This window comes from Caulobacter sp. GW821-FHT12F03, assembly GCF_058806855.1.
The window spans coordinates 154,043-172,462 of record NZ_JBXAQC010000007.1; the positions used below are offsets into that span (position 1 = coordinate 154,043).

Annotated in this window: 20 protein-coding genes; 5 read left to right on the forward strand and 15 right to left on the reverse strand. The window is 68.5% G+C overall.

Annotated elements, in window-relative coordinates:
* Positions 1-43 precede the first annotated feature (43 nt).
* The 6 genes from glyS to AC1RN0_RS16055 all read right to left on the reverse strand — a co-directional run bounded on the left by glyS (position 44) and on the right by AC1RN0_RS16055 (position 5,677).
* The gene (gene glyS, locus AC1RN0_RS16030) at positions 44-2,140 is read right to left on the reverse strand and encodes a glycine--tRNA ligase subunit beta (protein ID WP_492788462.1); all 2,097 of its coding nucleotides are present in this window, start codon (positions 2,138-2,140) and stop codon (positions 44-46) included.
* 4 nt (positions 2,141-2,144) lie between these two features.
* Complete coding sequence (locus AC1RN0_RS16035) at positions 2,145-3,050, reverse strand: glycine--tRNA ligase subunit alpha (RefSeq protein WP_492788463.1); 906 nt, start codon at positions 3,048-3,050, stop codon at positions 2,145-2,147.
* Positions 3,051-3,141: 91 nt separating this feature from the next.
* The gene (locus AC1RN0_RS16040) at positions 3,142-3,771 is read right to left on the reverse strand and encodes a fasciclin domain-containing protein (protein ID WP_492788464.1); all 630 of its coding nucleotides are present in this window, start codon (positions 3,769-3,771) and stop codon (positions 3,142-3,144) included.
* Between the two features lie 186 nt (positions 3,772-3,957).
* Positions 3,958-4,794, reverse strand: coding sequence for a fasciclin domain-containing protein (locus AC1RN0_RS16045; RefSeq protein WP_492788465.1), 837 nt, complete (start codon positions 4,792-4,794; stop codon positions 3,958-3,960).
* Between the two features lie 33 nt (positions 4,795-4,827).
* Complete coding sequence (locus AC1RN0_RS16050) at positions 4,828-5,220, reverse strand: hypothetical protein (protein ID WP_492788466.1); 393 nt, start codon at positions 5,218-5,220, stop codon at positions 4,828-4,830.
* 103 nt (positions 5,221-5,323) lie between these two features.
* Positions 5,324-5,677 (reverse strand): DMT family protein, encoded by a 354-nt coding sequence (locus AC1RN0_RS16055; protein ID WP_492788467.1) that lies wholly within the window; start codon positions 5,675-5,677, stop codon positions 5,324-5,326.
* A gap of 276 nt (positions 5,678-5,953) precedes the next feature.
* Between AC1RN0_RS16055 and AC1RN0_RS16060 the strand changes: the two genes are divergently transcribed.
* The gene (locus tag AC1RN0_RS16060; protein ID WP_488900487.1) at positions 5,954-6,292 is read left to right on the forward strand and encodes a P-II family nitrogen regulator; all 339 of its coding nucleotides are present in this window, start codon (positions 5,954-5,956) and stop codon (positions 6,290-6,292) included.
* Between the two features lie 29 nt (positions 6,293-6,321).
* The gene (locus AC1RN0_RS16065) at positions 6,322-7,851 is read left to right on the forward strand and encodes an ammonium transporter (RefSeq protein ID WP_492788468.1); all 1,530 of its coding nucleotides are present in this window, start codon (positions 6,322-6,324) and stop codon (positions 7,849-7,851) included.
* Positions 7,852-7,925: 74 nt separating this feature from the next.
* On the opposite strand, the gene AC1RN0_RS16070 is transcribed toward AC1RN0_RS16065, so the two are convergent.
* The 6 genes from AC1RN0_RS16070 to AC1RN0_RS16095 form a co-directional block, all read right to left on the reverse strand.
* Positions 7,926-8,255, reverse strand: a complete 330-nt coding sequence (locus AC1RN0_RS16070; protein WP_492788469.1) for a low molecular weight protein tyrosine phosphatase family protein — start codon at positions 8,253-8,255, stop codon at positions 7,926-7,928.
* Positions 8,252-9,136: a 4-(cytidine 5'-diphospho)-2-C-methyl-D-erythritol kinase gene (locus AC1RN0_RS16075; protein WP_492788470.1), complete on the reverse strand. Its 885-nt coding sequence runs from the start codon at positions 9,134-9,136 to the stop codon at positions 8,252-8,254. The genes AC1RN0_RS16070 and AC1RN0_RS16075 overlap by 4 nt, the downstream gene beginning before the upstream one ends.
* Before the next feature lie 145 nt (positions 9,137-9,281).
* Positions 9,282-11,015, reverse strand: coding sequence for a tetratricopeptide repeat protein (locus tag AC1RN0_RS16080; protein WP_492788471.1), 1,734 nt, complete (start codon positions 11,013-11,015; stop codon positions 9,282-9,284).
* A gap of 189 nt (positions 11,016-11,204) precedes the next feature.
* Complete coding sequence (locus AC1RN0_RS16085; protein WP_492788472.1) at positions 11,205-12,878, reverse strand: electron transfer flavoprotein-ubiquinone oxidoreductase; 1,674 nt, start codon at positions 12,876-12,878, stop codon at positions 11,205-11,207.
* An 83-nt stretch (positions 12,879-12,961) separates the two neighbouring features.
* Positions 12,962-13,192, reverse strand: coding sequence for a hypothetical protein (locus AC1RN0_RS16090; RefSeq protein ID WP_492788473.1), 231 nt, complete (start codon positions 13,190-13,192; stop codon positions 12,962-12,964).
* Positions 13,189-13,410, reverse strand: coding sequence for a hypothetical protein (locus AC1RN0_RS16095; RefSeq protein ID WP_492788474.1), 222 nt, complete (start codon positions 13,408-13,410; stop codon positions 13,189-13,191). The genes AC1RN0_RS16090 and AC1RN0_RS16095 overlap by 4 nt, the downstream gene beginning before the upstream one ends.
* Positions 13,411-13,537: 127 nt before the next feature.
* Here AC1RN0_RS16095 and AC1RN0_RS16100 point away from each other — a divergent pair, with 127 nt between their 5' ends.
* Together AC1RN0_RS16100 and AC1RN0_RS16105 are read left to right on the forward strand one after the other, a co-directional pair.
* The gene (locus tag AC1RN0_RS16100) at positions 13,538-14,350 is read left to right on the forward strand and encodes a uracil-DNA glycosylase (protein ID WP_492788475.1); all 813 of its coding nucleotides are present in this window, start codon (positions 13,538-13,540) and stop codon (positions 14,348-14,350) included.
* A gap of 30 nt (positions 14,351-14,380) precedes the next feature.
* The gene (locus AC1RN0_RS16105; protein WP_492788476.1) at positions 14,381-14,707 is read left to right on the forward strand and encodes a hypothetical protein; all 327 of its coding nucleotides are present in this window, start codon (positions 14,381-14,383) and stop codon (positions 14,705-14,707) included.
* An 8-nt stretch (positions 14,708-14,715) separates the two neighbouring features.
* Here AC1RN0_RS16105 and AC1RN0_RS16110 read toward each other — a convergent pair whose 3' ends face one another.
* The 3 genes from AC1RN0_RS16110 to AC1RN0_RS16120 form a co-directional block, all read right to left on the reverse strand.
* On the reverse strand, positions 14,716-15,810 hold the full coding sequence (locus AC1RN0_RS16110) for an NADH:flavin oxidoreductase (protein ID WP_492788477.1): 1,095 nt from the start codon (positions 15,808-15,810) through the stop codon (positions 14,716-14,718).
* Positions 15,811-15,929: 119 nt separating this feature from the next.
* Positions 15,930-16,691: an ABC transporter permease gene (locus tag AC1RN0_RS16115; protein ID WP_492788533.1), complete on the reverse strand. Its 762-nt coding sequence runs from the start codon at positions 16,689-16,691 to the stop codon at positions 15,930-15,932.
* Positions 16,691-17,629 carry an ABC transporter ATP-binding protein gene (locus AC1RN0_RS16120; protein WP_492788534.1) on the reverse strand — a complete coding sequence of 313 codons (939 nt, stop codon included), beginning with the start codon at positions 17,627-17,629 and terminating at the stop codon, positions 16,691-16,693. Before AC1RN0_RS16120 ends, AC1RN0_RS16115 begins: the two co-directional genes overlap by 1 nt.
* Positions 17,630-17,768: 139 nt before the next feature.
* Between AC1RN0_RS16120 and AC1RN0_RS16125 the strand changes: the two genes are divergently transcribed.
* Positions 17,769-18,419 carry a RibD family protein gene (locus tag AC1RN0_RS16125; protein ID WP_492788478.1) on the forward strand — a complete coding sequence of 217 codons (651 nt, stop codon included), beginning with the start codon at positions 17,769-17,771 and terminating at the stop codon, positions 18,417-18,419.
* The last annotated feature ends 1 nt before the right edge of the window (position 18,420 follow it).

An 18,420-nucleotide genomic window follows, 5' to 3' on the forward strand; every position in this document is an offset into this window, starting at 1 on the left:
AGGAGCGGACCTTCAGGTCCGCGCTCGAAGGACGCAACGCTCCCTACCCCGTCACCAACGAAAAGTCCGCCACGCGACCCATGGCTGTCTGAACCAGCTTCAAAAGCCGCAGGCGGTTGTCGCGTTCCGCAGCCACGTCCGAATTGACCAGCACCTTGTCGAAGAAGGCGTCGACCGGCCCGCGCAGGGCGGCCAGGGCAGTCATGGCGCCGGTGAAGTTCTCGGCGGCCAGCGCCGCGTCCAGCTCCGGCCCGGCGGCGGTCAGGGCGTCGTAGAGCGCGCCCTCCTCCGCCGGCGCGGCGGCGCGGACCGGCTCGCCGGTCGGCAGCGGGCCCTTCTTCTCCTCGGCCTTGAGGATGTTGGCGGCGCGCTTGTAGCCCTGCAGCAGGTTGGTGCCGTCCTCGGTGGCGAGGAAGCCGGTCAGCGCTTCGACCCGGGCGACGATGCGCACCAGGTCGTCGTCGCCGAGCGCGAAGACGGCGTCGACGAGGTCGCCGCGCTTGCCCTGGTCCTTCAGCGCGACCTTCAGGCGGTCGGCGAAGAAATCGAGGAGGTCGTAAGCCTCCTTGCGATGCCCATTGGCCGTGGTGACGAACATGTTGGACCAGCCAACACCTTCGACTTTACTGCGGCTGCCATCGATCTGACGCCAATGAGAGGACAGCACCGAAAGGAGCGGCAAACGTGAGCCTGTGGACAGAATAGTCCGGATCACGCCCAGCGCCGCCCGGCGCAGCGCGAACGGGTCCTTGCTGCCCGTCGGCTTCTCGTCGATCGCGAAGAAGCCCACCAGCGTGTCCAGCTTGTCGGCCAGGGCCACGGCCACGCTCAGCGGCGCGTCAGGGACGGCGTCGCCGGGGCCCTGCGGGCGGTAGTGGCCCTGGATCGCGTCGGCGATCTCGGGGTCGATGCCGAATTCGCGGGCGTAGTAGCCGCCCATCACGCCCTGCAGTTCGGGGAACTCGCCGACCATCTCGGAGGCCAGGTCGGCCTTGGCCAGGCGGGCGGCCTCGGCGGCCTTGTCCGGATCGGCGCCGACCAGCGGGGCGATCTCGCGGGCCAGGGCGACGATGCGCTCGACGCGCTCGGCCATGGTCCCGAGCTTCGCATGGAACGTCACGCCGTTGAGCTTCGTCAGCCAGGGCTCGAAACCGGCCTTGACGTCTTCCGACCAGAAGAAGCGCGCGTCCGACAGGCGGGACGACAGCACCTTGGCGTTGCCGAGCGCGATCTCGCGGCCGCCGTCAGCCGCCTCGATGTTGGCCACGACGAGGAAGTTGGGGGCCAGCCCCGCCTCGCCCGGCTTGCGCACGGCGAAGTATTTCTGGTGCGTGCGCATCGAGGTGCGGATCACCTCGGGCGGCAGGTCGAGGAAGGCCGGGTCCATGTCGCCGAGGATCGGGGTCGGCCATTCGGCCAGGCCGGCGACCTCTTCCAGCAAGCCGTCGTCCTCGACCAGCTCCAGCCCGCGGGCGAAGCAAAGAGTGCGGGCGCCCTCGAGGATGCGCTGCTTGCGCTCCTCGACGTCGAGCACGACGTAATGGCCGGCCAGGGCCTCGTGGTACTCGTCGAAGTCGCGGGCCCGGAACACCCGGGTCTCGGACATGAAGCGGTGGCCCTCGGAAAGGTCGCCGGCGACGATGCCGTCGATCTCGAGCGGCACGATCTCGCGGTTGAACACGCAGAGGATGCGCTGCAGCGGGCGGACCCAGCGCAGCCTGCCCCGGCCCCAGGTCATCGACTTGGGCCAGGCGAAGCCGCGGACGATCTGTTCGACCAGTTCGGCGATGATCTCGGCCGTCGGGCGGCCGGACTTGTGGATATGGCCGAAGTACACGCCGTCGCGCTCGACCAGCGCCTCGCGGGCCAGGCCCGTCTTGCGCAGGAAGCCGTCCATGGCCTGGTCGGGGGCGCCGACGCGCGGGCCCTTGACCTCCTCGGACACGTCCGGCTGGGCCACCGGCAGGCCCTCGACCACCAGCGTCAGGCGGCGCGGGCCGGCGAAGGCTTTGAGGCCCTCGCTGATCAGGCCGGCCTTGGCGAGGCCGTCGCGGGCCATCCGCTCCAGATCGCGGGCGGCGTTCCCCTGCATGCGCGCGGGGATCTCTTCGGAGAACAGTTCAAGCAGAAGCTGGGGCATCGACTTACGCGGCCTCTTCCTGCTGATCGACCCAGGCCTGGGCGCACAGTTTGCACAGGTCGCGGATGCGGCCGATGTAGCTGGCGCGTTCGGCCACGGCGATCGCGCCGCGGGCGTTCATCAGGTTGAACAGGTGGCTGGCCTTGAGGACCATATCGTAGGCGGGCAGCACCAGCGCCTTGTTCTGGTAGGTGCGGGCGAGCATCAGCGGGACTTCCCGCTCCATGTCCTCGAACTGGCGCTTCAGCGTCTCGACCGAATAGCCGTGGAAGTTGGCTTCCGAGTGCTGCTTCTCGTTCTCGAGGAAGACGTCGCCGTAGCTGATCGCGCCCAGCGGGCTGTCCGGATCGTTGTAGGGCAGGTCGTAGACGTTATCGACGCCGAATACGTACATCGCCAGGCGCTCGAGGCCATAGGTCAGCTCGCCGGCCACCGGGAACACGTCCAGACCGCCGACCTGCTGGAAGTAGGTGTACTGCGACACCTCCATGCCGTCGCACCACACTTCCCAGCCGAGGCCCCAGGCCCCGACCGTCGGGTTTTCCCAGTCGTCCTCGACGAAGCGGATGTCGTGCAGCTTCAGGTCCAGGCCGATCGCCTCGAGCGACCCCAGATACAGGTCCTGCATGTTGGCCGGGTTCGGCTTCAGGATGACCTGGTACTGGTAGTAGTGCTGCAGGCGGTTGGGGTTCTCGCCGTAGCGGCCGTCGCCGGGCCGCCGAGACGGCTGAACATAGGCGGCGTTCCACGGTTTCGGACCCAGGGCGCGAAGCACCGTGGCCGGATGAAGCGTGCCCGCCCCGACCTGTTCGTCGTGGGGCTGCAGAATCACACAGCCCTGGTCACCCCAGTACTGGTTCAGCCGCATGATCAGGGCCTGAAAGGACTTGGGTTTGGCGGCGGCCGTCATGGTCTCTTCGCAGGTGCAAAAAAGTCGGCGGACCATAGGGCCCGCCGCCTTCTGCTTCAAGCGATGAGCGGGGACAAGCCCCTGCCCCGACTTACTGCGCCGGCGCGGCGCCCGTCTGGGCCTGCGCGGCGGCTTCCGCCTGGATGCGGGCGGTGATGGCGGCCCCCGTTTCCGGCTTCAGAACCTTGTCGACCACCTGGATCAGGCCGTTGGGCGTGTGGATGTCCGACTGCACGATCTGGGCGTCGTTGGCGTGCAGGCCGGGTCCGGTCAGGCCGTCGAGCACCAGACCCTTGTTGGCCACGGTCGCGACCGGGCCGCGGGCGCTGCCGATCTTGGCCGCGTCCACCGGCGCGTTGACCAGATGGTACATCAGCAGCGCCTGCAACGCGGGCGGATCGCCCATCAGCCGCGTCACCTCGCCGGCCGGCAGGGCGGCGAAGGCGGCGTCGGTCGGGGCGAACAGGGTCAGACTCCGCTGGCCCTTGATCACGGCGGTCAGGCCGGCGGTGTCGAGCGCCCGCAGCAGGGTCTTGAACTGGCCGGAGGCGCGCAGGGTCTCGATGGTGTCGCCGGCCGGGGCGATCGGCGTCCAGGCCGGGGCCGCCGGCGGCGCGGCCATCGGCATGTCGGCCATCGGCGGCGTGGCGGTCTGGGCCAGCACGGGCGTGGCGACGAGGGCGGCCAGGGTCAGGGCGGCGGCGAAACGGGTTACTGACATCAACGGGTCCTTGAAGTGAAACGGCCGGCCCCGCGGGGGCCATCCTGCACAGCCATCGTCGGCTTGCCGGACAAATGAGGCGACATTCGCGCGACTTGTGAACTGCGTTCACCTGTCGCACGACCAGAAAAAGGGCGGGCGCCCCGGGGACGCCCGCCCGATCTTCGATCATGACCCGGAGGTCGCTCAGCCTTGCGGCGTGGGCGCCGGTTTGTCCGGAGTCTGCGGAGCCTCGGGCGCCGGCTGCGGGGTGTCGGTCGGCGGCGTCGAGGGCATGGTTTCCGACGCCGGCTTTTCAGGCGTGGCCGGCGCGGTCGCGGCGGCGTCACTGGTCGCGCCCGTGGTCGCCGCCAGACTCGGCGCGGAGGCCGGCGTCAGCACCTTGTCCACGACATGGACGGTGCCGTTGGTCGCCCGCACGTCCGTCTGGACGATGTCGGCGGTGTTGGCCATCAGCCGGGCGCCGCTGCCGTCAAGCACCAGGTCCTGACCGGCGACCGTGCGGACGCCGCCCTTGGCGCCCTTGATCTTGCCCGAGTCCACGGTGGCGTTGATGACATGGTAGGTCAGCAGCTTCTGAAGCTCGGCCGGACTCTTCATCAGCCGGTCCAGCTCGCCGGCCGGCAGCGCGGCGAAGGCCGCGTCGGTCGGGGCGAACACCGTCAGGTTCTTGTTGGTCTTGAGCACCGTCGTCATGTTGGCGGCGTCGAGCGCCTTGATGAAGGTCTTGAAGTGACCGTCGGCCTTCAGGGTTTCGACGATGTCTCCTTTCGCCACCACGTTCGAGGCGACCGCCGCAGGCGCGACCGGCGTCGGCGCCTGGGCCGGCGGCGTCACGATCGACGAGGCGGGCGGGGTCGTGGCCGGACCGGCCTCGGGCGTCGCCACCGGCGGCGTGGGCGCGACCGCGGCCGGGGCGGGCGTCGCCGCCGGCCTGGCGGGCGAAGCCGGGGCCTGCGCGAAGACAGGGGTGCTCATCAGCGCCGCGACAGCCGCGGCGCCCAGAAGGTGTTTCATGGTCATGGGGTTATCCTTGGTGTGAGACGCGCCGGACGATCAGTTGCCGGCGGGCTTTGTGCGTTTGCCGGTGTGCGACATCGGCTGGCCGTATCTGGCCCGGTTTTCGGCGGTGTCCGGCACGGGACCGTTGGTGACGACCGAGGGATCGCCGGCCTTCAGTTTCCACGCCTGGTCGGGCGGGGTCGGGGAATCCCGCAGGATCACGGCCGGGGCCGAAGGATCGACCGCCGATGTGGACGCGGGCATGCCCGCCTCCTCGGCCGTGGGCGGGGCCATCGCCTCGGCGGGCGGGGCGTCGAGCGGGGGCGTGGAGGTGGTCTGGGCCGGAGGCGGCTGATCGGGCGGGGTGGAGGGCGAGACCTGGGCGAAGGCGGGTCCTGCCAACAGGGCGGACACGGCGGCGGCGGTCAGGAGTCGGGACAGGGACATCGTACAAACCTCATGTCGCAACGCGGATACGTCGTCCCCCGACAGGCGAAACTACGCGCCAACCCCGGGTCGGGTTCCACGGACCGCGATGGTTTGCGGCGTCTCAGCGACCGAGAAACACGAACCCGGCCCCCAGGGCGATGAAGCCGAAGCCCACCAGCGTCGACCATTTCAGCGGCTCTCCGAGGTAGAGGGTCGAGAAGACCACGAAGACCAGCAGGGTGATCACCTCCTGCATCGTCTTGAGCTGGGCCGTGCTCCAGACCGATGAGCCCAGGCGGTTGGCCGGCACCGCCAGGGCGTATTCCGGCAGGGCGATCAGCCAGCTGACCAGGATGGTCAGCGGCAACGCCACGGTCTTGTGTTTCAGATGCCCGTACCAGGCGAACGTCATGAACAGGTTCGACGCCAGCAGCATCAGCATTGGCGCATAGCGCGCCTCGAACATCGCGGACATGGGGGCAGACTCCTTGGACAGACAGGGTGAGCGGAGTCCAGGCCGGTCGCCAACGGGGCGCGGCGCCCAAATTTAAGGCGCCCCCTCCCCTGCCCGCCCAGCCATTGGGCGAATGACCTTATTAACCCTCGTTAATTGTGCAGCGCACACGCGTGACCGGGCCCCGCCGCTAGCGTGCCGGACGGATCGGCAGATCGCGGACAGGCGCCGCGGCGTGACCGGTCAGGGAAAAATCAGAGGCGCAGGCCGGGCAACCGGAGTGCGGGAGCAGGACGGATGAAACTGATCATTGCGGTGGTCAAACCCTTCAAGCTCGACGAGGTGCGTGAAGCCCTCGTCAGCGCCGGCGTCGAGGGTCTGACGGTCTCCGAAGTCAAGGGCTACGGCCGACAGAAGGGCCAGACGGAAATCTACCGGGGGGCGGAGTACCAGGTGAACTTCGTGCCGAAAGTGAAGCTGGAAGCCGTCGTCGACGACGCGGCTGCCGCGAAGGCGGTCGAGGCCATCACGGCCGCGGCGGCAACAGGCAAGATCGGCGACGGCAAGATCTTCGTCCTGAACGTCGAGGACGCGGTGCGCATCCGGACCGGTGAAACCGGTTCGGCGGCGCTCTGAAACATCATCGGGACAAGGGGATAGCAACGATGAAACCGAATTTTCTTGGACGGCTGGCGGCGCTGACCGCCGTCGCCGTTCTGGCCGGGGCGCCGCTGGCGGCTCCGGTCTTCGCGCAGGAGGCGGCCCCCGTGGCCGCCGCCGCTCCGGCCGCCACGCCGGCTCCGGCCGAAGCCGCGCCGGCCGCTCCCGCGGCGGCCCCGGCTGAAGCGACGATCACCGACACGGTCGACAAGGGCGACAACGCCTGGATGATGGTCTCCAGCCTGCTCGTGCTGCTGATGATCATCCCGGGCCTGGCCCTGTTCTACGGCGGTCTCGTCCGCCAGAAGAACATGCTGTCCATGCTGATGCAGGTCTCCACGGTCGCCGTGGTGGGCATGATCACCTGGGCGCTGTGGGGCTACAGCCTCGCATTCACGGACGGCGGCAAGGCCGACCTCTACGTCGGCGGGCTCAGCCGCCTGTTCCTGGCCGGCGTGACGCCGACCTCGAACGTGGCGACCTTCTCCACCGGCGTGGTCATTCCCGAATACACCTTCATCTGCTTCCAGATGACCTTCGCGGCCATCACGGCGGCGCTGGTGCTCGGCGGTCTGGCTGAACGGATCAAGTTCAGCGCCACCGTGCTGTTCGCCATCCTCTGGCCGCTGGTGGTCTACTATCCGATGGCCCACATGGTCTGGTGGTGGTCGGGTCCCGACGCCGTCGCCCTGCATCCGAAAGACGCGATCCAGGCCGGCTTCCTGTGGGGCAAGGGCGCCATCGACTTCGCCGGCGGCACCGTGGTTCACATCAACGCCGGTATCGCGGCCCTGGTCGGCGCGATCTTCCTCGGCAAGCGCAGCGGCTACCAGAAAGAGCCGATGCCGCCGCACAGCCTGACGCTGACGCTGGTCGGCGCCGGCCTCCTGTGGGTGGGCTGGTTCGGCTTCAACGCCGGCTCCAACCTGGAAGCCAACAGCTACGCCTCTCTGGCCATGATCAACACCTTCCTGGCGACCGCCTCGGCGGGCTTCTCCTGGGTGCTGGTCGAGTGGGTCACGCGCAAGAAGGCCTCCATGCTGGGCCTCGCCTCGGGCATGGTCGCCGGTCTCGTGGCCGTCACCCCCGCCTCCGGCTTCGCCGGACCGATGGGCGCGCTGCTGCTGGGCCTGATCGTCAGCCCGATCTGCGTGTTCTTCTGCTCGGTGATCAAGAACGCCCTGAAGTACGACGACAGCCTGGACGCCTTCGGCATCCACGCGGTCGGCGGCATCGTCGGCGCCCTGGCCACCGGCCTGCTGGTCAACCCGGCCTGGGGCGGCGCGGGCATCGTGGACTACACGACCTGCGGCCTCGACGGCGACCTGTCGACCTGTGACACGGCCGTCTACGCTCTGGGCGCCCAGATGAAGGCGCAGCTGATCGCGGTGGTCACCACGATCGGCGTGTCGGGCATCGGTTCGACGATCGTCTTCGCCGTGATCAAGCTGATCACCGGTCTGCGGGTCGCCCCGGAGACGGAAGAGGAAGGCCTCGACATCTCCGAACACGGCGAACGGGCCTACCACAGCTAGTAACGGCTGCAGTTCAGCGTACCGGGGCGCGGATCCGAAAGGGTCCGCGCCCTTTCCTTTGGCCATCGACGCCCCTAGCGAAGGTGCGGTGGAACGCGCGCCTCAAGAATGCGGACCAGGTCGGGGTCCATGAAGGCGTAGTCGTCCGGGATATCGAGGCAGACAACGCGAGCCTTCTTCAGATGATCCCGGAACTGCCGTTGCAGTTTCGTGCGATGCCGCCTTTCCATCACGAAGATCAGGTCGGCCCAATCCACCAGGTCCCGCGTCACCGGATTGCCGCAGGCCGGGTCAAGCCCGGCCGACGCGACCTCGAGGCCTTCCCGCGTGCAGAAGACCTGCTCGGCCGTCGGACTGCGCAGCTGGTTGCGACTGCAGACGAACAGGACGTTTCGAAGAGTCAACGCGGAACGCCGTCGCCGAGCCGGCAGCGCCGCACCCACCAGTCGGGGCGCATCTGCTCCAGCCGCTCGGCCAGGCCCTCGGCCTGGATGTCGTCGGCGCACAGGGCGAAGCAGGTCGCGCCCGACCCGCTCATGCGGGCCAGCAGGGTCTCGGGCTCGCCGCGCAGGGTCTCCAGCACCTCGCCGATGGCCGGCTCGAGGCTGACCGCCGGGGCTTCCAGGTCATTGCGGCACCAGGCCATGAAGGCGGCCGTTTCCTCGGCGCTCTCGAAGGCGGGCGGCAGGGACGGCGCGCCGGCGTCGCCGAGGAAGCCGGCGTCGTCGAAGGCGCGGTAGACGCCGGCCGTCGAGGACGGGACGCCGGGATTGACCAGCACGGCGTTGAGCACCGGCAGGCCCGGCGGAGGGCTGAGACGATCGCCCCGGCCCGCGGTCATCGCCGCGCGGCCCCACAGGCAGACCGGACCGTCCGCGCCCAGTCGGCCGGCGATGGCGGTCAGCATCTCATCCTGCACCGGCAACTCGAGCGCGGAGCGCAGCAGGCGCAAGGTCGCCCCGGCGTCCGCCGAGCCGCCGCCGAGGCCCGCGGCGACCGGCAGCTGCTTGTCGAGAATCAGCCGGAACGGCGGCTGCGGCCCCTTGATGTGTTCGAACAGGGCCCGCGCCGCCTGGACCACCAGATTGGCCGGGCCGTCCTCGACGTAGGACCCGAACGGTCCGGTGACCTCGAACGCCGGCGCCTCGGCCGGCTGGATCGACAGGGTATCGCCGACATCGGCGAAGACCATCAGGCTGGACAGCGGGTGGTAGCCGTCGGCGCCGACCGGCCCGACGTGGAGGAACAGGTTCACCTTGGCCGGCGCGAAGGCTGACAGGGCCATGCTGGGTTCCGTGGCTCGCCCGAAGGCGTCGAGGGAGTGCGTGGTTCGACACGGGGCTCCGCCCCTGCTCACCATGACTACCTCTGTAAGTCATCCTGAGCAGGCCGCGCCAGCGGCCGTGGCGAAGGACGTGACCGGCCCGACGCTAGTTCGCCGCCGTCACCGGCGCCGGGGCGGGCGTAACCGGCCCCAGACCCGACTTCAGCTTGGACTCGGCCTCGGCCTTGATCTTGGGCGGCGGGTCGAGGCTCAGGACCCGCTTCCACTGGAATTCCGCCTCGATCCGGCGGCCGACGCGCCAATAGGCGTCGCCCAGATGGTTGGTGATCTCCGGATCGGCCGGCTCCAGCAGAACCGCCGTCTCCAGCTGCTCCACCGCGTTGCGGTAGTCGCCGAGGCGGTAGTAGGCCCAGCCGAGCGAGTCGACGATCGGACCCGAGCGCGGCGTGGCGGCCACGGCCCGTTTGACCATGTCGAGCGCCTCGCCGAGGTTTTCGCCGCGGTCGATCCAGCTGTAGCCCAGATAATTGAGCAGCTCCGGCTCGTTGGGCTGCTGCGCGAGCGCCGCCTTGAGGTCTTTCTCGGCCTCCGGCCAGCGGTCGATCTGCGCCAGGGCCACGCCGCGCATGTAGAGCAGTCGCCAGTCGGGCGTGTCGCCGGCCCGGCCGATCACCTCGTTCATGATGGTCACGGCCTCGGCGAACCGCTCGTTGGCGCGCAGCAGGTCGGCGTAGGTGATGGCCGCATCGTCGTCGCCGGGCGCGGCGTCATAGCCTTCCTTGCCGAGCTTCAGAGCCGTCTCGCCCTGCTTCGACTGCTGGTAGGTCCAGGCCAGCTTGGCGCGCGCCACGCTGAACTGGGCGCTGGACGGCTTGACCGCGGCATAGGCGGCGCGGGCCCCTTCGACATCCTTGCTGGACGCCATGGCGTCGCCCATCAGAACCAGCGCCTCGTCCCGCGTCGGGTCGAGGTAGAGCGCCATGCGGAAGTAGGCGATGGCCATCTCGTACTGCCGGTCGCCCAGCATCTGGGCCGCTTCGGCGACAAGACCGCGGGCCGCGCCCTGACGGGGCGTGGGCAGCGCGGGCGCGCCCTTGCGGCTCGTGGCGCGCGCGCGGGCGGCTTTGAGGGTCAGATCCTTGGGCGCTGTGGCCAGGACGCGGTCATACAGGGCCACGGCGTCCGCCCAGCGGCCGCGCCGCTCGAGAAAGGCGCCGTAGTCGGGGGCGAACAGCGTCTCGGCGCCGTTGATACCGACCAGGGCCATGTAGTCGGTCTCGGCCTCGTCATAGCGTTTGGCGCGCTCGAACAGCTGCGCCTGGCCGAGCTGGCCGAAGACCTCGACGATCCGGTCGCCCCGCAGCTCGGGCCGGGCCAGGGCCGCGACCTTGTCGCCGGCCACAGCCGCCGCGAACGGGGTCAGCAGCGCCGCCGCCGCCCGGTGGGGCACATTGACCTGGCCGGTGGCCAGCACGGCCATGGCGGCCTTGCCGTCGCCCTCGCCGATGCCGGCCACGACCTTGCTCAGGGCGCCCAGCCGCAGGATGACCGGGCGGGTGTCCTCCGCCGCCGGCGCCAGGCTGGCGGCGCTGGCGATGTCGCCGGACATCACCGCGGCGATGAACGCCTGTTCCTGGAAGTAGGCGGCGTCGAGACCGGTCTGTCCGGCGCGGGTGAAGTACTGCGAGGCGACGGTCGGATCGTCGTCATTCATCGCCGCCTGGCCGGCCAGATAGAGACCGTAGGCCGAGACGGGCTGGGTGTCGCCGAAGGCGACGTCCTGGGAGGGCTTGAGCCCCGCGGCGGGGCCGGCGCCGCCGGTGGTGGCGCAGGCGGCCAGCAGAACCAGGGGCGCGAGGGCGGGCAAGGCGAAACGCATCTTCATCCGCCCACCTTGCCGCAAACTGCGGCGCCCGCAAGGCGCCTGAGCGTGGGACGGGAGTTTGCGTCCTTCGAGACGCTCGCTTGAGGCTCGCTCCTCAGGATGACGAAGAGGGATTGATCACCCCCGCGCTCGTCATGCTGAGGAGCGGACCCTCAGGTCCGCGTCTCGAAGCACGCACGCACCCTACATGTTCGGATAGTTCGGGCCGCCGCCGCCTTCGGGGGTAGTCCAGACGATGTTCTGCGAGGGATCCTTGATGTCGCAGGTTTTGCAGTGGACGCAGTTCTGGGCGTTGATCTGGAACTTCGGATTGTTGCCCGCCTCGTCGTACAGCACCTCGTAGACGCCCGCCGGGCAGTAGAGCCGGGCCGGTTCGCCGTAGAGCGGCAGGTTGACGTTGATCGGCACCGAGGGGTCCTTCAGCTTCAGGTGCGCCGGCTGGTCTTCCTCGTGGTTGGTCGCCGAGAGGAACACCGAGCTCAGCTTGTCGAAGCTGATCACGCCGTCGGGCTTGGGATACTTGAGCTGCGGGTAGTCCTTGGCCAGGCCGGTCGAGGCCGCGTCGGTCTTGCCGTGCTTCAGCGTGCCGAAGAACGAGAAGCCGCCGGTCAGATAGTTGACCCACATGTCGAACATGCCGACCGCGCCGCCGAGGAAGGTGCCGAGCTTGCTCAGCAGCGGCTTGGCGTTGCGGACGATCTTGAGTTCCTTCGCCACCCAGCTCTTCTCGAAGGCTTCGGTGTAGCCGGTCAGCTCGTCGCCCTCGCGGCCGGCCTGCAGGGCCTTGAAGGCCTCTTCCGCCGCCAGCATGCCGGTCTTCATGGCGTTGTGGCTGCCCTTGATGCGCGGCACGTTGACGAAGCCGGCCGAGCAGCCGATCAGCACGCCGCCCGGGAAGGTCAGCTTCGGGATCGACTGCCAGCCGCCCTCGGTGATCGCGCGGGCGCCGTAGGCGATGCGCTTGCCGCCCTCGAGGTGCGGCTTGACCGACGGGTGATGCTTGAACTGCTGGAACTCGTCGAACGGCGACAGCCACGGGTTCTTGTAGTTCAGGTGCACCACGTAACCGATGGTCACGTAGTTGTCCCCGAAGTGGTACATGAAGCTGCCGCCGCCGGTGTTGTTGTCCAGCGGCCAGCCGGTGGTGTGCTGCGCCAGGCCCGGCTGGAAGTTCGCGTCCGGCACCTGCCAGAGCTCCTTGATGCCGATGCCGAACTTCTGCGGCTCCTTGCCGTCGCGCAGCTTGAACTTCGCTTCCAGCTGCTTGGCCAGCGAGCCGCGCACGCCCTCGGCGATGAACACGTACTTGCCGTGCAGCTCCATGCCCGGCTCGTAGCTGGGCTTGTGGTGGCCGTCCTTGCCGATGCCGACGACGCCGACGATGACGCCCTTGACCGAGCCGTCCTCGCGGAACACCAGGTCAGAGGCGGCGAAGCCCGGATAGATCTCCACGCCCAGCGCCTCGGCCTGGCCGCCCAGCCAGCGCGCGACGTTGGCCAGCGAGCCGATGTAGCAGCCGTCGTTGTGCATGAAGGGCGGCATGGCGAACATCGGCAGGTCGAGCTCGCCCTGCGGGCCCAGCACGAGGAAGCGGTCCTTGGTCACCGGGGTCTCGAGCGGCGCGCCGAGTTCCTTCCAGTCGGGGAACAGTTCGGCCAGGGCCTTGGGATCGAGCACCGCGCCGGAAAGGATGTGGGCGCCGACCTCGGAGCCCTTTTCCAGCACCGCGACCGAAACCTCGGTCCCGGCGGCCTCGGCCAGCTGCTTCAGCTTGATGGCCGCCGACAGGCCGGCGGGCCCGCCCCCGACGATGACGACGTCGTATTCCATGGATTCGCGTTCGACGGCTTCGGTCATCGCTTGGTCCCCTCTGCGCAAGTAGGGTCTTAATCAAAGGCGACGCAGGGTCGGTCAAGCGGGAATGGCGATTTGCCGCTGTGTCACGGGCCGTCGGGGCGCAGCGGCGTCAACTCTCCGCTGTCGGATTGAAGCAGGACCTCGGCGAGATGGCCGGACTCGGAGGCTTCGCGGGCGAGGTTGGCGGCGGCCAGGAGGGCCGTCTCGCGGGTCGGGAAATGGCCCATGGCCCGGCGCGCGCCGATGATGCGCCACTCCGGGCCGACGCGAACGACGGCGTAGCGGAATTCGCCCCGCGGCGGGATTTCGGTCATATCGCCCTCCCCCGTCCATGCGGACAGCGGCAGAGGCCGACGAGATCGAGATAGTAGGCGTGCAGCAGCAGGCCGATCCGGGTCGACAGCTCGTTGTTCGCCTCCATGCGCGCCAGCCGCTTCCAGACGCAGCCGCCGGTCAGGCAGGCGGTGTGGCGACCCGCCGGGTCGGGCAGGTCGAACGGGCCGGACTCCGGCCGATGGTGTTCCGGGGCCAAGACGGCCTCCTTTCACCCCCGATGGTTCGAAGATAACCGGGTTCACTCAACCGACCGTGAAGAGAGATGGTTTATGCAACCGGGGTTGCCGCTGGCGCTCTGCCCCCTTGCAGGGTTAGATCGGTCCGTGAGCAGCCCCCACGCCAGAGCCGTCGAAAGCGCCCTCGCCTTCTGGGCCGAGACGGGCGTGGACGCCTGCTATGCCGACGAACCCATCGACCGGCTGGCCGAGGGCGCGGCGCGCCTGAAAGCCAAGGCGACCCCGCCCCGGCCGATCCAGCCGCTGCCGGCCGCCGCCGGCCTGAAGCCGGCGGTCGATGTCAGCGCGGCCGTGGCCGAGGCCCAGGCCCGCGCCGCGGACGCCGAAACACTCGACGCCCTGGCCGCCGCCATCGCCGCGTTCGACGGCTGCGGCCTGAAGTTCGAGGGCGCGAAGCAGGCGGTGTTCGCGCGCGGCAATCCGCAAGCCCCTGTCATGGTCATCGGCGAAGGCCCGGGCGGCGAGGAAGACGCGCGCGGCGAGCCGTTCGTCGGCAAGGCCGGCCAGTTGCTCGACCGCATGCTGACGGCCGCCGGCCTCGAGGGCCGGGTGTTCATCACCAACACCGTCTTCTGGCGCCCGCCCGGCAACCGCACCCCGACGCTGGCCGAACAGGCCGTCTGCGCGCCGTTCCTGCGGCGGGCCATCCAGCTGGTGCAGCCGAAGATGCTGCTGCTGGCCGGCGGCGCCTCGGCCAAGTCGGTGCTCAAACGCGACGAGGGCATCCTGTCGCTGCACGGCCGCTGGTTCGAATGGCGCGGCGACGACGGGACGGTGCTGCCGGCCCTGCCGACCCTGCATCCGGCCTTCCTGCTGCGCCAGCCGGCCGCGAAGAAGAAGGCCTGGGCCGATCTGCTGACCCTGACCGAGCGGCTGGATCGGCCGGGGCGGCCGGAGTAGCGTTCAGCGCGATTGGTTGGAGGCAATGACATGCAGGCGATGACCCGGGTCGCGATCATGGCGGCCGCCATTGGCCTGCTAGCCTTCGGATCCGCCCAGGCGCAGGAAGCCGATACAACCACTCCGCCGCAGGTTCGGCATCTCACCAAGTGTCCGGACAATATCGCAGACTTCATCGACAGCGACGCCACGGCGCCGCTCGTCAAGAAGTGCCTCGGCAAGCCCGCCTTCGAGAATCGCAGGCCGGACGGCGCATTTTCGTGGGTCTTTCCGTCGCGAGACGGAAAGCTGGTGATGGCGTTCGCCTTCAACCCCGACGGTTCGCTGATGCGCGCTCGCGCCTATGCCCAGGACTGACGCGGCGATCAGGCCTCCGCCATCTCCGCCGCCACGAAGCCCTTCCAGCCGTTCATGTAGGTGATGAACTTCTCGCTCAGACCCTCGGCCGCGAGGTGGGCGCGCGTGACCGGCAGGGCGATCGGGGTGAAGCCGGGCACGGCGGCGGCCAGTTTGGGCCAGTCGTGGTGCAGGATCGCGCCGCGGCCGATCAGGACGAAGTCGCAGCCCTGCTCCAGGCACCATTCGGCGTCGGCCGTCGACATCACCTTGCCGGCGACGCCCAGGCGCACCGCGCCGCGGTCGAGGCCGGTGAACACGCTGATCAGGCTCTGGCCGGCGAAGGCCTCGTCCATCGGCGCCTTGCGCACGTCCCACAGCGACATGTCGAGATAGTCGATCAGGCCCTCGGTCATCAGCCTCTGGGCCAGGTCGCGGCACTCCGCCAGCACGATGCCGAACCGTTCCGGCGACAGGCGCAGGCCGATCTGGAAGTCGTCGCCGCATTGCGCGCGGATGCCCTTGAGGATCTCGATCGCCAGACGGGCGCGGTTCTCCGGACTGCCCCCCCACTGATCGGTGCGCAAGTTGATCTCCGGCGAAAGGAACTGGCCGATGATGTAGCCGTGGGCGCCGTGCAGCTCGACGCCGTCGAAGCCGGCCTTCTGCGCCCGGACCGCGGCGGCGATGAAGTCGTCGCGCAGTTGCTCGACCTCAGGGCCGGTCAGGGCGCGGGCCTTGAACTCCACGTTGTCGGACGGGCAGACGGGCGCCTCGCCGATCAGCTCGGCGGGCGAGCGCATGCCGGCGTGGTGGATCTGGACCACCGCCACGCTGTCCTGGGCCTTGATGGCCGCGGCCAGGCGGGTCAGGCCCTCGAGGTGGTCATCGGACCAGATGCCGAGCTGCCCCGGAAAGCCCTGGCCGATGCGCTGGACGTGCGCCGCGCAGGTCATGGTCAGGCCGAAGCCGCCCTCGGCCCGCATGGTCAGCCACTTGAACTCCTCGTCCGACAGCCGGCCGTCGGCGTGGCTCTGGGTGTTGGTCAGCGGCGCCAGCATCAGGCGGTTCTTCATCGCCGGGCCGTGAGCGAAGGTCAGCGGGGCGAACAGGTCAGCGGACATGCGAGGTCAGGCTTTCATCTGCAGGAAATCAGGGAAATCAGGGGACAGCTTACTCATTTCCGGAGTCTGTCCGGATGCGCAGCAGGGGAAATGAGTAAGCTGTCCCCTGATTTCATCGGTCAGGCTTTCATCTTGTAGCCGGTGCGGAAGAACCAGCGGATGGCGAACAGGCAGGCGATCATGAAGCCGGCCGTGGCGGCGACGCTGATGCCGATGTTGACGTCCGACTTGCCATAGAAGGCCCAGCGGAAGCCGCTGATCAGGTAGACCACCGGGTTGAACAGGGTGACCTTCTGCCAGAACGGCGGCAGCATGCTGATCGAGTAGAAACTGCCGCCCAGGAAGGTCAGCGGCGTGACGATCAGGGTCGGCACGATCTGCAGCTTCTGGAAGTCATCGGCCCACAGACCGATGATGAAGCCGAACAGGCTGAAGGTGACGGCGGTGAGCACGAGGAAGGCCAGCATCCAGACGGGATGGACAATCTCGAACGGAACGAACAGCCGCGCCGTGACCAGGATCAAGAGTCCCAGCAGCACCGACTTGGTCGCCGCCGCCCCGACGTAGCCCATCACCGTCTCGATCCACGAGACCGGCGAGGACAGCAGCTCGTAGATCGTGCCCGACCATTTGGGCATGTAGATGCCGAAGCTGGCGTTGGAGATGCTCTCGGTCAGGATCGACAGCATGATCAGGCCCGGCACGATGAAGGCGCCGTAGCTGACCCCGTCGATGGTGGTCATCTTGCTGCCGATGGCCGAGCCGAAGACCACGAAATACAGCGAGGTCGAGATGACCGGCGCCAGGATCGACTGCATGAGGGTGCGGAACCAGCGGGCCAGCTCGAACCGATAGATGGCCTTCACGCCATGAAGATTGATCATCCCGCCCTCACCAGATTGACGAAGATCTCTTCCAGCGAGCTTTCCTCGGTGCGCAGATCCTTGAAGTCGATGCCGTGGTCGCCCAGCCGCCTGAGCAGGTCGGCGATGCCGGTCTCCTCCGCCTGGGCGTCAAAGCTGAAGGTCAGCTCCAACCCGTCGGTGGACAGGCTGAGCGCGTCATTCGCCAGGGCGGCCGGCAGCGCCGCCAGCGGCTCGCGCAGCTGGATCGTCAGCTGCTTCTTGCCGAGCTTGCGCATGAGCACGTCCTTGTCCTCGACCAGGATCAGCTCGCCCTTGTTGATCACCCCGATCCGGTCGGCCATCTCCTCGGCCTCCTCGATGTAGTGGGTGGTCAGGATGATGGTGACGCCGTTGTCGCGCAGGGCCCGGACCATGGCCCACATGTCACGGCGCAGTTCGACGTCGACGCCGGCCGAGGGCTCGTCGAGGAACAGGATCTTCGGCTCGTGGCTGAGCGCCTTGGCGATCATCACCCGGCGCTTCATGCCGCCCGACAGCGTCATGATCTTGTTGTCCTTCTTGTCCCACAGGCTGAGGTCGCGAAGGATCTTCTCGATGTAGGCGGGGTCCGGCGCCTTGCCGAACAGGCCGCGGCTGAACTTGACCGTGGCGATCACGGTCTCGAACGCGTCGGTCGACAGTTCCTGCGGCACCAGGCCGATCTTGGTGCGGGCCTGGCGGTAGTCGCGGACGATGTCGTGACCGTCCGCGGTCACCGTCCCGGACGTGGCGTTGACGATGCCGCAGACCACGCCGATCAGCGTCGTCTTGCCGGCCCCGTTGGGCCCGAGCAGGGCGAAGATCTCGCCCTGGCGAATCTCGAGATCGACGCCCTTGAGCGCCTGGAAGCCGCCGGCGTAGGTCTTGGCCAGACCGGCGATGGAAATGATGGGCTGCACGAAAGTCCCCCGGATGTGCAGCCGAAATAGGGACCCGGACCGCCCGTGACCAGCCCCCGTCCTCTTTCTGTATGAACCAGTCCGTCGCGGCCGCGTTCAGCAACGGACGAAATCGTGACAGGACGACATCGCGATGTCGTCCGGGGGAAATCCTATGGTCGAGATCACCACGCTGTCGGAGCTGACCATCGACGGCAAGCTGTCGCTGGGCAGGTCCGCGTCGAGCAAGGATCTGTTTCTCTATTCCACGGACGAGCTGAAGGCCTGGTTCCACACCCAGCGGGCGGCCAATGACGCCATCATGGTCGGGGCCAACACCGTGCGGGTCGATGATCCTGAGTTGACCGTGCGCCATGTGCAGGGCCGCAACCCGCTGCGCGTGATCCCGTCCTCCGACGGCCGCCTGCCGCCGGACTGCACGCTGCTGAACGATGGCGTGCCCACGCTGGTGGCGGTGTCCGAGCGAGCCACGCCGGAGGCGGTCGCCGCTCTGGAGGCCCGCGATCACGTCGAGGTGGTGGTCTGCGGTCACGACCAGGTCGACCTGGGGGCCCTGATGGCCCTGCTGGACGCGCGCGGCATCCGGACGATGATCGCCGAGGGCGGCAGCGAGCTGCTGTCCAGCCTGTTCAAGGCCGACCTCGTCTCGAAGATCATCATCAAGCACATCCCGGTCATCGCCGGAGCGCCAGACGCCCCGACCTATCTCAACGGGACGACCATGAACCTGTCGCGCTGGCGGCTGGACGACCTGTTCATCAAGGGCGGCATCGGCGTCTCGGTCTACCGGCCGCTGGACGCCTGAG

What these genes read in the sequence shown, in the direction of transcription:
- glyS (WP_492788462.1), bottom strand. Translation starts at nt 2,140, where the DNA reads ATGCCCCAGCTTCTGCTTGAACTGTTCTCCGAAGAGATCCCCGCGCGC.
- AC1RN0_RS16035 (WP_492788463.1), bottom strand. Translation starts at nt 3,050, where the DNA reads ATGACGGCCGCCGCCAAACCCAAGTCCTTTCAGGCCCTGATCATGCGG.
- AC1RN0_RS16065 (WP_492788468.1), top strand. Translation starts at nt 6,322, where the DNA reads ATGAAACCGAATTTTCTTGGACGGCTGGCGGCGCTGACCGCCGTCGCC.
- AC1RN0_RS16060 (WP_488900487.1), top strand. Translation starts at nt 5,954, where the DNA reads ATGAAACTGATCATTGCGGTGGTCAAACCCTTCAAGCTCGACGAGGTG.
- AC1RN0_RS16050 (WP_492788466.1), bottom strand. Translation starts at nt 5,220, where the DNA reads ATGTCCCTGTCCCGACTCCTGACCGCCGCCGCCGTGTCCGCCCTGTTG.
- AC1RN0_RS16105 (WP_492788476.1), top strand. Translation starts at nt 14,381, where the DNA reads ATGCAGGCGATGACCCGGGTCGCGATCATGGCGGCCGCCATTGGCCTG.
- AC1RN0_RS16080 (WP_492788471.1), bottom strand. Translation starts at nt 11,015, where the DNA reads ATGCGTTTCGCCTTGCCCGCCCTCGCGCCCCTGGTTCTGCTGGCCGCC.
- AC1RN0_RS16040 (WP_492788464.1), bottom strand. Translation starts at nt 3,771, where the DNA reads ATGTCAGTAACCCGTTTCGCCGCCGCCCTGACCCTGGCCGCCCTCGTC.
- AC1RN0_RS16090 (WP_492788473.1), bottom strand. Translation starts at nt 13,192, where the DNA reads ATGACCGAAATCCCGCCGCGGGGCGAATTCCGCTACGCCGTCGTTCGC.
- AC1RN0_RS16110 (WP_492788477.1), bottom strand. Translation starts at nt 15,810, where the DNA reads ATGTCCGCTGACCTGTTCGCCCCGCTGACCTTCGCTCACGGCCCGGCG.
- AC1RN0_RS16055 (WP_492788467.1), bottom strand. Translation starts at nt 5,677, where the DNA reads ATGTCCGCGATGTTCGAGGCGCGCTATGCGCCAATGCTGATGCTGCTG.
- AC1RN0_RS16075 (WP_492788470.1), bottom strand. Translation starts at nt 9,136, where the DNA reads ATGGCCCTGTCAGCCTTCGCGCCGGCCAAGGTGAACCTGTTCCTCCAC.
- AC1RN0_RS16125 (WP_492788478.1), top strand. Translation starts at nt 17,769, where the DNA reads ATGGTCGAGATCACCACGCTGTCGGAGCTGACCATCGACGGCAAGCTG.
- AC1RN0_RS16045 (WP_492788465.1), bottom strand. Translation starts at nt 4,794, where the DNA reads ATGACCATGAAACACCTTCTGGGCGCCGCGGCTGTCGCGGCGCTGATG.
- AC1RN0_RS16085 (WP_492788472.1), bottom strand. Translation starts at nt 12,878, where the DNA reads ATGACCGAAGCCGTCGAACGCGAATCCATGGAATACGACGTCGTCATC.